The sequence below is a fragment of the Streptomyces sp. NPDC104226 genome, from assembly GCF_055584085.1.
The window spans coordinates 231,785-244,650 of sequence record NZ_JBVJMS010000010.1 but is presented as its reverse complement, the minus strand read 5'-3'; the positions used below and the strand labels follow the sequence as shown (position 1 = coordinate 244,650).

The 12,866-nt window shown below is 74.0% G+C and carries 7 protein-coding genes; 3 read left to right on the top strand and 4 right to left on the bottom strand.

All coding sequences use genetic code 11. The features are described 5' to 3' along the window. Window positions 1–127 precede the first annotated feature (127 nt). Entirely contained in the window at window positions 128–2,014 is a 1,887-nt protein-coding gene (locus ACZ60J_RS29680) for an HSP90 family protein (RefSeq protein ID WP_469686531.1), read from the top strand. Continuing rightward, window positions 2,011–5,076 (top strand): tetratricopeptide repeat protein, encoded by a 3,066-nt coding sequence (locus tag ACZ60J_RS29675; protein WP_469686529.1) that lies wholly within the window; start codon window positions 2,011–2,013, stop codon window positions 5,074–5,076. The genes ACZ60J_RS29680 and ACZ60J_RS29675 overlap by 4 nt, the downstream gene beginning before the upstream one ends. 70 nt (window positions 5,077–5,146) lie before the next feature. Here ACZ60J_RS29675 and ACZ60J_RS29670 read toward each other — a convergent pair whose 3' ends face one another. Further along, window positions 5,147–6,052, bottom strand: a complete 906-nt coding sequence (locus ACZ60J_RS29670; protein ID WP_469686528.1) for an LLM class flavin-dependent oxidoreductase — start codon at window positions 6,050–6,052, stop codon at window positions 5,147–5,149. A 33-nt stretch (window positions 6,053–6,085) separates the two neighbouring features. Beyond that, window positions 6,086–6,370 (bottom strand): hypothetical protein, encoded by a 285-nt coding sequence (locus ACZ60J_RS29665; protein WP_469686527.1) that lies wholly within the window; start codon window positions 6,368–6,370, stop codon window positions 6,086–6,088. Between the two features lie 137 nt (window positions 6,371–6,507). On the opposite strand from ACZ60J_RS29665, the gene ACZ60J_RS29660 reads away from it, so the two are divergent. Beyond that, complete coding sequence (locus tag ACZ60J_RS29660; RefSeq protein WP_469686525.1) at window positions 6,508–7,458, top strand: HAD hydrolase family protein; 951 nt, start codon at window positions 6,508–6,510, stop codon at window positions 7,456–7,458. 31 nt (window positions 7,459–7,489) lie between these two features. Here the strand turns inward: ACZ60J_RS29660 and ACZ60J_RS29655 are convergent, their stop codons facing one another. Continuing rightward, complete coding sequence (locus ACZ60J_RS29655; RefSeq protein ID WP_469686523.1) at window positions 7,490–9,238, bottom strand: sensor histidine kinase; 1,749 nt, start codon at window positions 9,236–9,238, stop codon at window positions 7,490–7,492. Window positions 9,239–9,248: 10 nt separating this feature from the next. Continuing rightward, window positions 9,249–12,845: a thiol reductant ABC exporter subunit CydD gene (gene cydD / locus ACZ60J_RS29650; RefSeq protein ID WP_469686521.1), complete on the bottom strand. Its 3,597-nt coding sequence runs from the start codon at window positions 12,843–12,845 to the stop codon at window positions 9,249–9,251. Window positions 12,846–12,866 lie beyond the last annotated feature (21 nt).

The window sequence follows — 12,866 nt, the reverse complement described above, 5'->3', positions numbered from 1 at the left end:
GGGCAGCCCAGGAATTCACGGAGGGATTGTCAGATCATCCCCCTACTCTGTTCCTCACTCCGGGATCTGTGAGGGGGGCACCTCGCGGTCACCGAACGACCCGTACCAGCACGCGAGGTGACGCTCCATGATCTCCGAAGAACCCCTCCCGAACACCTTCCAGGTCGATCTGCGCGGCCTCGTCGACCTGCTCTCCCACCACCTCTACTCCAGCCCCCGCGTGTACGTCCGCGAGCTCCTCCAGAACGCCGTCGACGCGGTCACCGCCCGCCACGCCCTCGATCCCGAAGCCGAGATCGGCATCCGACTGTCGGCCACCGGGAACCGGGTGACCATCGAGGACAGCGGCATCGGCCTGACCGCCGACGAGGCCCACTCCCTCCTCGCCACCATCGGCCGCAGCTCCAAGCGCGGCGGCCCGCACGGCCTGGAGACCACCCGTCAGGAGTTCCTCGGCCAGTTCGGCATCGGCCTGCTCGCCTGCTTCGTCGTCGCCCGCGAGATCCGCGTGGTCACCCGCTCCGCCCGCGATCCGCTGGCCGCGCCCGTCGAATGGCTGGCCACGGACGACGGCTCGTACACCGTGCGCGAACTGCCCTCCGAGGCCCGCCCGGAGCCGGGCACCACCGTCGTCCTGGAGGCCCGCCCCGGCGCCGAGGAGTGGACCGTCCCGGCCAAGGTCGGGCAACTGGCCCGCGACTACGGCTCCCTGCTGCCCTACGACATCACCTTCGACGACGGCTCCGGCGCCGGACCCCGCCCGGTCACCGACCGGCCCGCCGTCTGGGACCGGCCCTTCCCCACCCCCGCCGCCCGCCGCGTCGCGCTCGCCGGGCACTGCGCGGAGCTCTTCGGTTTCACCCCGCTCGACAGCATCGACCTCGACCTTCCCGTGGCCGGCGTGCGCGGAGTCGCGTACGTCCTGCCCGAGCCGACCAGCCCCGCCCACCGGTCCGGACACCGCGTCCATCTCAAGGGCATGCTGCTGACCGACAAGGCCGACAACCTGCTGCCCGACTGGGCGTTCTTCGTCCGCGCCGTCCTCGACACCGACACGCTGCGGCCCACCGCCTCCCGCGAGAACCTGTACGACGACGAGACGCTCGCCGCCGTGCGCGAGGCCCTCGGCGCCCGAGTCCGCGCCTGGCTCGCCGAGCTCGCCACGAGCGAACCCGAGCGGCTGGCCGCCTTCCTGAGCGTCCACCACCTCGGGGTGAAGTCGCTGGCCCGGCACGACGCCGAGCTCCTCGGCCTGATGCTGCCCTGGCTGCCGTTCGAGACCAGCGACGGCTCGATGAACCTGGAGCAGTTCGCCGCCGCGCACACCGAGATCCACTTCACCCGGACCGTGGAGGAGTTCCGCCAGATCGCCCCGATCGCGGCGGCCCACGGCCTCGGAGTCATCAACGCCGGCTACACCTACGACGCCGACCTGCTGGCCCTGCTGCCCGCCGTACGGCCGGAGCTCAAGGTCACCGAGCTCGACGCCGGAGCCGTCACCGAACGCCTCGATCCGGTACCGACCTCCGCCGAACTGGCCCTGGCCCCCTTCCTGGCCACGGCCCGCACCCGCCTGGAACCCCAGAGCTGCGACGTCGTCCTGCGCGCCTTCCAGCCCGCCACCGTCCCCGCGCTCTACCTCGACGACCGCCAGGCCCGGCAGGAGCGCGACCGCACCGCCGCCCTGGAGACCGCCGACTCGCTGTGGAGCGGCATCCTCGGTTCGCTGCGCGGCTCCGCCCCGCGCGCCCGCCTCGTGCTCAACCACAACAACCCGCTCATCCGCCGGATCGCCGCCCTCCCCGAGGAGGCACTGACCGCCACGGCCGTCGAATCGCTGTACGGCCAGGCCCTGCTGAGGTCCCAGCGGCCCCTGCGCGCGGCCGACACCACCCTGCTCAACCGGGCCTTCCTCGGGCTCCTGGAATGGGCGACCCACGCCGTCACCGGTACGGACAGCACCGAAGGCACCGACAGCACGGACAGCACCGACACCCAGGGGGAGCAGAAGTGAGCACGATGACGGGCGAGGAGATCGAGCGCGGACTGGCCGAGAACCGCCAGGCTCCGGGCGGGGCCGCACGCAACGCCCACGCCGAGGCCCTGTCCGCGGCCGCCGAAGCGACCGGCGACCGGCCGCTGTTCCGTGCGGCACTGGACAACCTGATCAACGCCTACCTGTACAGCTCCGAGTCGCCGAAGATGCTCGTGCCCTTCGCCCGGCTGCTCCAGGAGTACGACAAGGACCCCGGCGCCTTCGACGAGTGGGACGCCCACTCGCTGTTCTGGCAGTTCAAGTGGATCGCCAGCGCCATCGGCCACTCGCCCGAGATCCCGCTGGAGTCGGCCGCGGGCTGGCTGGACGAGATGGAGCGCCGCTACCGGATCGCCGGCTACAGCGAGCGTCCCGTGCGCGAGGCCGAGCTGTGGCTCGCCGACGCGACCGCCGACGACGAGCGGGCCGGCCGCGCGTACGCCCGCTGGCAGGCCGCCGACCGCGACGACATGAGCGACTGCCACGCCTGCGAGCTCAACAGCCAGGGCCACTACGCCATGCTGCGCGGTGACGACGCCGAGGCCCTGGAGGTCTGGCAGCCGGTGCTCTCCGGCGAGCAGACCTGCGCCGAGGAGCCCCACCGGATCCTGGCCACCTCGCTGCTGCCGCTGGTGCGGCTCGGCCGGTTCGACGAAGCCCGCTCGGCCCATCTGCGCGGATACCGGCTGGCCCGGGACAAGGAGAGCCTGCTGCCCTCGGTGGGACGGCACATCGAGTTCTGCGCGCTCACCGGGAACGAGTCCCGGGGCCTGGAGATCCTGGCCGAGCACGCCGCGCACGTGGCCCCGCTCGCCAACCTCTCCGACCGGCTCGCCTTCCACGGCGGAATCCTCGTCCTGCTGCGCCGGCTGACGGAGCTGGGCCACGGGCAGAGCCCCGCCGTCCCCTACGAGGGCAGCCCGCGCACCGTCTCCGAGCTGTACGAGGCCCTGCGCGCGGACTCCCTCGACATCGCCCGGCGGTTCGACGCCCGCAACGGCTCCACCCGGGTCTCGGAGCGGTTCCTCGCACGGATCGGCGGAGCCCCGCTGACCGCGGTCCTGCCCCTGGGCGTACGAAGCTCCGCGCTCGCGGCGCTCCCGCAGCCGGGCCCCGCCCCCGTGCCGGGGCCCACGGCGCCGGCCGAGGGCTTCGCGGAACTCGTGGACCGGGCCCGGGCCGCACGCGACCTCGGGCATCCCGGCGCGGACGCCCTCTGGGAGGAGGTGGCCCTCCGGCCCGAGGCCACGGCCGGGTCCGATCCGCTGGCCGCCGCCGATGTGGCGGACCACCGGGCCCTGGCCGCCGCTCGGGCCGGCTCCGCGGACGCCGCGGAGCTGCTGGCCGGCGTACGCGAGCGCTACCGGGAGCTGGGGGTCGCGGAGCGCGCCGCCCTGGCCGAGCTGCGGCTGGCGACCGTGGCCGCGCAGTCGGGCACCGCGCCGGGGGAGCTGCGCGCGCTGCTGGCCGTCGCCCTCCGCGCCGCCGAGGCGCTGGACGCGGACGAGCCGCTGCGCACCCGGCGGATCGCCCTCGCGGAACTGACCGGGATCCGGGTGGAGTCGTACCTGCGCTCGGTCGAGGCCACCGAGGACGCCGGACACGGGCACGGCCACGGGCACGGGCACGCCGACGGGCCGGAGCACGGCCACGGGCAGGGGCACGGCCACGGCGAGCTGGCCGCCGAGCTCACCGCCTTCGCCGATGCCTACGCTGCGGCCCTGCCCGACGTGGTGGCGGAGGCCGAGGAGATGCTGGGGCGGCTCGCCCTCTCGCAGGGCGACCCGGACCGTGCCCTGACGCTGCTCGCCGGCTCCGCCGACCGCTCGGTGGCCGCGGGCCGGCCGTGGCTCGCCGTGGACCCGCTCGTGCTGCGTGCCGGAGTCCTGATGTCCCTGGACCGGCCCGCCGAGGCCGAGGAGTCGGCCCGAGCCGGGCTGGCGCATGCCGCCGAGGTGACCGACGCCGAGGCGCAGGCCGCCGTACGGCTCACCCTCGCCGACATCCTGCTGGGGCGGGGCGAGGCCGACTCGGAGGCCGCACGGCACGCGCTGGAGGCGGCGCACTGGTTCGACCAGGCCGGGCTCACCGCCGACGGCGGGGCACAGGCCCGGCTGCTGCTCGCCCGCTGCCACGCCCGCGAGGGCCACACCGCCGAGGCGGCCGAGGTGCTGCAGTCTACGCTGCCGGACCTGCTGGAGCACGGGCAGGGCCAGGCCGTCTCCGCCCGGGAGTTCCTGGGCGACCTGCTGCGCGATCTGCACGCCCCCCGGGGCGCGGCCGAGCAGTACCTGCTGGCGGCGGAGCTCTCCGAGGCCTGGGAGGACCCGCGTCCGCAGGCGAACTTCGCGCAGGCCGCCGCCGATCAGCTGTCCGAGGCCCGGCTGGTGCCGGAGGCGGTCGCCGCCTACGAGCGGGCCCTCGAACTGCGCAGGCGGTCGAAGGACGCGCCGGTCGCCGAGGTGCGGATCCTGCGGTCCCTGGCCTGGCTGGGGCTGCGCGACGCGGTCACCGACGCGGCGGTGGCGGGGGCCCGGGCCCGGATGGACGAGGCGGCCGGGGTCCTGACCGCCGTGCTGGCGGACGACCCCGAGGACGTCGAGGCACGGGCCGAGCTGGCCGAGACCTGGAACCAGCTCGCCCAGGTCCTCGACCGCCGGGTCCGCGCCGACGAGGAGGCGGAGGAAGAGGAAGAAGGGGGCCCGGGTTCAGGGCCCTCCGAACCGCTGGGGACCGAACCGCTGGGGACCGAACCGCTGGGCGCAGAGGAGCTGGAGGCCCTGCGGCTGGAGGAGGTCCTGCTCTGGGAACGGGCCGCCGCCCTCCACGCGGAGCTCGGCCCGGACCATCTACAGGCACGGTTCCAGTGCGTGAACAATGCCGCCTGGACCGAGCACGAGCTGGGCCGTCCCGAGGCCGGCGCCGCCCGGGTCTCGGCCCTGGCGGCCGAGGTCCGCGCACTGCCCGAGGGCGTGGCCCCGGAGTGGCTCCTGGAAAGCGCCGAACGCACGACGGAGCACCTGCTGCGCACCTCGGGCTGAGGACGCACGCTGCCGTCGCTCCGAACTGCGGGGCGACGGCAGCGGCACGACCACTTCGGCTGGTTCCGTCTCAGCCCAGCTGGGCGAGCGCCTCGGTGGCGATCTGCTCGAAGACGCCCTGGTCGGCGGCGAAGTCCGAGTCGGGGATCGGCCAGTGGATCACGAGCTCGGTGAAGCCGAGCTCCTGGTGGCGGCCGGCGAAGTCGACGAAGGCCGCCACGGACTCCAGCGGCCGCCCCCGGTCCGGGGTGAAGCCCGTGAGCAGGATCTTGTCCAGCTCGGCCACGTCCCGGCCGATCTCCGCGCACGCCTTGCCGAGCTTCTCGATCTGGCCGCGCAGGGCCTGCACCGACTGCTCCGGGGTGCCCTCTTCGAAGATCTTCGGGTCACCGGTCGTCACCCACGCCTGCCCGTGCCGCGCAGCGAGCTTCAGGCCGCGGGGGCCGGTCGCGGCGACGGCGAAGGGCAGCCGGGGCCGCTGGACGCACCCGGGGATGTTGAAGGCCTCCCCGGCCGAGTAGAACGCGCCCCGGTCCGAGACGGAGTCCTCGGTGAGCAGCCGGTCGAGCAGCGGCAGGAACTCCCCGAAGCGGTCGGCGCGCTCCTTGGGGGTCCACGGCTGCTCCTGTCCGAGCACCGTGGCGTCGAACCCGTTGCCGCCGGCGCCGATCCCGAGCGTGATCCGTCCGCCCGAGATGTCGTCGAGGGAGATCAGCTCCTTGGCGAGCGTCACCGGGTGCCGGAAGTTCGGCGAGGTGACGAGCGTGCCGAGCCTCAACCGCTCCGTCGCCGTCGCGGCGGCCGTGAGCGTCGGCAGCGCACCGAACCACGGCCCGTTCCGGAAGGTCCGCCAGGACAGGTGGTCGTAGGTGTAGGCCGTGTGGAACCCCAGTTCCTCGGCCCTCTGCCAGCGTTCACGTCCCCCGTCGTTCCACCGGTGGACGGGAAGGATCACGGTGCTCAGGCGAAGAGTCATGACCAGAGCCTACGACCGCCGCCCCGGGCGCCGTCATGTCCCGCGCTGGGCCCGGGCACGCCACAGGGCGAGCAGGACGGCGGAGTAGGGGTGGGCCGGAGTCGTGGTGCGGACGGTGTGGGCCAGGGCGTCGGCGGCGTCGGCGGCATGGGCCGCATCGGCCAGGACCTTGCCCACCAGCACCGGTTCTCGCTCCGGGTGGTAGGTGCTCGCTCGTGCGCACGCCGTGCACAGGACCATCGCCAGGCTCACGACCCAGTTGGCGTGCGGGCCGCCGCAGGCGGCGCAGTCCGGTGTGCGGGCTGAAGGGATGAGCACGTCGCCCCCGTGTGACGTCGTCGGAACCGGCACCGTGCCGGCGGCCCGAACGGCAGTGGAGCCGGCGAGGAGATCCTTCCACCACCCACTGACAACCATGTGGCGATGTTTCACGTGAAACATCGCCGGCCGTCGGCATGGGCGAAGATGGAGCCGTGACCTCGGCTCCCCAGCGCCCGGACGGGCCCATCCCCGCGACCCGGCTCATCGCCACCGACCTCGACGGCACCCTGCTGCGCGACGACAAATCCGTATCGGAACGCACCGTCGCCGCACTCGCCGCCGCCGAGGAGGCCGGTATCGCGGTGTTCTTCGTGACCGGGCGCCCGGCCCGCTGGATGGGAGTGGTCAGCGACCACGTCCAGGGCCACGGCCTGGCCATCTGCGCGAACGGCGCAGCCATCGTCGACCTGCATGCCATCGAACGGCAGGACACCAGCGGGCAGATCACCGACGGGCAGGCTACCGGCCGGCAGCCCTCGGGCCGGGAGTTCATCCAGGTCAGGCCCCTGCCGCGGATCACCGCGCTCAAGGTGGTGGAGGCCCTGCGGGCCGCCGCCCCCGGCACTACCTTCGCCGTCGAGCTGACCACCGGCATCAACTACGAACCGCAGTACCCGCCGTTCTACCAGGACCCGGGTGCCAACGTCGCCACCGCGGAGACCCTTCTCCACGAGGCCACGGACGACGATTCGGCGCCCGTCCTCAAGGTGCTCGCCCACCACTCCGAGCTGGCTCCGGACGAGTTCCTGGCCCTGGCCCGCTCGGTCGCCGGTGCGTACGCCACGATCACCCGTTCCAGCCCCACCTCCCTGCTGGAGATCAGTGGTCCCGGGGTCTCCAAGGCGAGCACCCTGGCGCTGTGCTGCGAGGAGCGGGGCATCTCGCCGGCCGAGGTGGTCGCCTTCGGCGACATGCCGAACGACGTGGAGATGCTCGGCTGGGCCGGCACCTCGTACGCGATGGGCAATGCCCATCCGGATGTGATCGCGGCCGCGTCGGGCCGTACGGTCGCCAACAACGAGGACGGCGTCGCCCTGGTCATCGAGCGCATCCTGGCCGAACGGACCGCCCGCACCGAGGCCTAGGCCGTCTCTTTCGGCCTAGGCCCTCTCGCGGCTACAGCGGGGCCTCCCACACCAGGGTGGTCCCGCCGCCCTCCTCACCGAGGCCGGGGCCGTACGAGCTGGACCCGCCGAGGGATTCGGCCCGCCGGCGCAGGTTCCGCAGACCGCTGCGCCGTCCGCCCTCGGGAATGCCCACCCCGTCGTCGGCCACCTGCAGCCGGACTCCGGGACGCCCGTCGGGCAGGCTGACGGTGGAGTCGAGCACCACCTCGATCCGGGACGCCTCCGCGTGCCGGAACGCGTTCGACAGCGCCTCGCGCAGGGCGGCGATCAGGTTCTTGCCGACGAGCTCGCCGACGACCGCGTCGATCGGTCCGAGGAACCGGTGCGCCGGCTTGAAGCCCAGCGGCACGGCGGCCATGTTGATCTCCCGCAGCACCCGGGTGCGCAGCCCCGAGGGGGCCTCCGCCGGTCCCTGCTGAAGGGCGAAGATCGCGGTGCGGATCTCCTGGATCGTCACGTCGAGTTCGTCCACGGCCTTGCCGACGCCCTCCTGGACCTCCGGGACGACGGAGCGGCGCTGAGCGCCCTCCAGCATCATCCCGGTGGCGAAGAGCCGCTGGATGACCAGGTCGTGCAGGTCGCGGGCGATCCGGTCGCGGTCCTCGAACACCGCGAGGCGCTCCCGGTCCCGCTGCGCCTCCGCCATCATGAGCGCCAGGGCCGCCTGCGAGGCGAACTGCGTGGCCAGGGTCCGCTCCGCCTCCGTGAACGGCCGCTTCCCGCGGGCCCGGGGCGTGACGAGGGCCCCCAGCACCCGGCCCCCGCTCTGCAGCGGAAGCATCATGCAGGCCCCGTACTGGCTGGTCAGGCGGCTGATCATGCGCGAATCCGAGGCGGCGTCGTCCACGAAGAGCGGCTCGCCCTCCAGCAGTCTGGCCACCACCGGGCTCTCGGCCGGGATGACGACGCCGAGCGAGGTCGCCGGGTTCTCCGCGGCGACGGCGACGATCTCCATCCCGCCCTCCTCGGCCGGGAGCATCACGATCCCGGCGGCCGAATCGGCGAGCCGGCGGGCCTGTTCGGCGACGACCGCGAGCGCGTCGTCCGCGTCCCCGCCCGACAGCAGGGCCGTGGTGACGGCGACCGAGCCGTCGATCCAGCGCTCGCGCTGGGTGGCGGCCTCGTAGAGCCGGGCGTTGCCGATGGCGATGCCCGCCTCGGTGGCGAGCACCCGGACCATGTGGACGTCGTAGTCGTTGAACTCGCCGCCGCCGTTCTTCTCCGCCAGGTAGAGGTTGCCGAAGATCTCTCCCTGGACCCGGATCGGAACGCCGAGGAAGGTCTTCATCGGCGGGTGATGGGCGGGGAAGCCCGCCGAGCGCGGGTCCTTGGTCAGGTCGGCGAGGTGGACCGGGTCGGGGTTGGAGATCAGTGCGCCGAGCAGGCCGCGCTTCCCGTCCGGGCGGTGCCCGATCTTCCTCGCCAGCGCGTCGCTGATCCCGAAGGTGACGAAGTCCGAGAGCCCCCGGCCCTCGGTGTCGACCACGCCGATGGCCGCGTAGCGGGCGTCCGCGAGTTCGGCGGCCGTCTCGCAGATCCGGTCCAGCGTGGAGTGCAGTTCGAGGCCGGTACCGACGGACCTCATGGCTTCCAGCAACTGCGGCACCCGGGCCGTGAGCTCGGTGGAAAGCCCCTGGAGACTCCGGGTGGCGGCGGTCGCGGCCTCCAGCGGGTCGGGCGAATCCGGTGAGGGCTCCGGCGGGTACTCGGGTGATTCCTGGGACTCCTGCGCTGACATGCCCTTGAGCCTAGTTAGTCCCGTTTGGGGAGGAAAGTCGAGCCTGTGCGGTGACGCCCGTCCCGTCCGCTTCCCGTTCCCGCTCGAGCAGCCCGCGCAGCGGACCGGGGGTCGCCGCCAGCTCCGCGTACGCACCGCGCTGGACGACGGCGCCGCCGTCCAGGACGAGGACCTCGTCGACCTCTTCGAGACCGGCCAGCCGGTGCGTGATCAGCACGGTGGTACGGCCCTCGGTCGCGGCCAGCAGGTCCGCGGTCAGTGCGTCGGCGGTGGCCAGGTCCAGGTGCTCGGCAGGCTCGTCCAGCACGAGGACGGGGAAGTCCGCGAGCAGGGCCCGCGCCAGGGCGAGGCGCTGGCGCTGACCTCCGGAGATCCGCTCCCCGTGCTCACCGACCAGCGTGTCCAGCCCGTCCGGGAGCCCCTCGGCCCACTCCAGCAGCCGGGCCGCGGCGAGGGCCTCCCGCAGCCGCGCCTCGCCCGCCCCCGGGGCGGCCAGCCGCAGGTTCTCCCGTACGGAGCTGTCGAAGATGTGGGCGTCCTGGGCACACAGGCCCACGACCCGGCGGACGTCGTCCCCGTCGAGGGCGCGCGCGTCGGTCCCGCCCAGGGTGTACGAGCCTTCGTGCTGGTCCAGGAAGCGCAGCAGGACCTGTGCCAGCGTGGTCTTGCCGGCTCCCGAGGGCCCGACGACCGCGATCCGGCGGCCCGCTTCGAGGGTCAGGTCGAGCCCGCTCAGTGCCTCGTTCTCCTGCCCCGGGTGCCGGGCGGCGAGCCCCGTCAACCGGAGCGGGAAGGGCGAGGCGGGCAGGGCTTCGGGCCGCTCCGGCTCGGTGACCGGGGCGGGCGTGTCGATGACCTCGTAGACCCGCTCGGCGCTGCGCCGGACCCGCTGGCGGTACTGGACGGCCTGCGGGAGGCCGCCGACGGCCTCGAAGGCGGCCAGCGGCGTCAGGACGACCACGGCCATGGCCACCCCGGACAGCCGGCCACCGGCGACGGCGTTCGCCCCGACGGCGGCCGCGCACACCACCGTCAGCCCGGTCAGGAAGGCGGACAGCCCGCTCCCCAGTCCCGTGACGGCGGCCGCCCGGGCCGCGATCCCGGTCAGGGTGCGGTCGCTGTCCTTCGCGGCGGCCTTGCGTCCGCCGAGTGCTCCGGCGACCGTGAGCTCCGCGGTTCCGGTGAGCAGATCCGCCACACGGGTGGCGAGCTCTCCCCGGGCGGGCGCCAGCCGGCGCTCCGTCCGGCGCGCGCAGACCGCACTGACGAGCGGTACGCCGACCCCGGCGGCCAGCAGCCCGACGGCGAGCACCACCCCGGCCTCGGGCAGCAGCCAGCCGGTGAACGCCACCGAGCCGGTGCCCACGAGCAGCGCGGTGCCGAGGGGCAGCAGCCAGCGCAGCCAGTAGTCCTGCAGGGCGTCGGCGTCGGCGACCAGCCGGGTCAGCAGATCCCCGCGGCGCTGGGTGCGCAGTCCGGCGGGCGCGATGCGCTCCAGCCGCTGGAACACCGAGACGCGCAGGTCGGCAAGCATCCGCAGGACCGCGTCGTGGGACACGAGCCGCTCCGCGTAGCGGAAGACGGCCCGTCCCATGCCGAAGGCCCGCGTCGCGGTGACGGCCACCATGAGGTAGAGCACGGGCGGCTGTTCGGAGGCGCGCGAGATGAGCCATCCGGAGACGGCCATCAGCCCGACGCTGCACCCGACGGCCAGCGCCCCGAGGAACAGGCCGAGCCTGAACCGTCCCTGCCAGGCCTTGGCCACGCCCCGTACCCGCCGGAGCGGATCGCCACCGCCGGCATCGCTGCCGCCGGTGGACGCGGCCCGTTCCGGAGCATCCCCGAGGATCCACTCGCCGGGATCGCGCGGCGCCGGGCCAGGCTCGGGCTGCCCCGCCCGCACGGTGGGAAGCGAAACGGCGGGCAGCGAAACGGCGGGGAGCGGCGCGGCGGGGGAGGACCCAGCGGGGCCGGCCCCCACCCGCACGATCCGGTCGGCCAGGGCCAGCAGCGCCGGCCGGTGGACCACCAGCAGCACGGTCCGGCCGACCGCGAGGCGGCGTACGGCCTCCACCACGGCCGCCTCGGTCTCGCCGTCGAGTGCCGCCGTCGGCTCGTCGAGCAGGAGCACCGGCCGGTCCGCCAGGAACGCCCGGGCCAGCGCGAGGCGCTGGCGCTGTCCGGCGGACAGTCCGACCCCGCCCTCGCCGAGGAGGGTGTCCGCCCCCCGCGGCAGGGCCCGTACGAACTCCCAGGCCCCCGCGTCCACCAGGGCGGCGGTCACCTCGGCATCGGCGGCGCCGGGGCGCGCCAGCCGTACGTTCTCCGCGATCGTCCCCGCGAACAGGTGCGGCCGCTGCGGGACCCACGCGATCTGCTCCCGCCACTGCTCGGGCGCCAGCCCGGCCAGGTCCGCGCCCCCGACCAGGACCCGGCCCGCACTGGGCGTCACGAAGCCCAGCAGGACCTGGAGCAGCGTGGATTTGCCGGCGCCGCTCGGGCCGGTGAGGGCCACGCATTCGCCCGGTTCCACCGTCAGCGAGACGGCTCCGGGGGAGTCCTCGCCGCGGCCCGCGTACCGGACGGCCACCCCGTCGAGCTCGATCCGCAGCTCCGAGACGGGGACGGGGGCCGTCCCGGGCGAGGCGGCGACCGGGGTCTCCAGCACCTCGAAGATCTCTTCCGCGGCGGCCAGTCCTTCCGCCGCCGCGTGGTACTGCGCGCCGACCTGACGCAGGGGCAGGTAGGCCTCGGGCGCCAGGACCAGGATGACCAGTCCGGTGTAGAGGTCCAGCTCACCGTGGACGAGCCGCATGCCGATGGTCACGGCGACCAGGGCCACGGACAGTGTCGCCAGGAGTTCGAGTGCGAACGAGGACAGGAAGGCGATGCGCAGGGTGCGCATCGTCGCCTGCCGGTAGTCATCGGTGATCTTGCGGATGGACTCCGCCTGCGCCTTCGCACGGCCGAAGACCTTGAGGGTCGGCAGACCGGCCACCACGTCCAGGAAGTGTCCCGAGAGCCGGGACAGCAGCCGCCACTGGCGGTCCATCCGGGACTGGGTGGCCATGCCGATCAGGATCATGAACAGGGGGATCAGCGGGAGCGTGACCACGATGATCGCCGCCGACACCCAGTCCTCGGTGACGATCCGCGCGAGGACCGCCACGGGGACGACGATCGCGAGCCCCAGCTGGGGCAGGTACCGGGAGAAGTAGTCGTCGAGCGCGTCCACGCCCCGGGTGGCCAGGGCCACCAGTGAACCGGTCCGTTGGCCGCTCAGCCAGCCGGGTCCGAGGTCCGCCGCACGGTCCAGCAGCCGGCCGCGCAGTTCGGACTTGACCGCCGTGCTCGCCCGGTGCGCGGCCAGCTCGGTCAGCCAGGCGACCAGGCCGCGGCCGAGCGCCACCGCCGCGAGCAGCAGCAGGGGTGTCCGCAGGGCCGCGCCGTCGAGTCCGTCCTCGAAGGCGCCGACCACGATCTCGGCGATGAGCATCGCCTGGCCGACGACCAGCCCCGCCCCGGCGAGCCCGAGGGCCACCACCGCCCCCAGGAAGAGGCGGGTGGACCGGGCGTACCGAAGCAGGCGCGGGTCGATCGGTTTCACGTGAAACATCCCCCAGGCAGG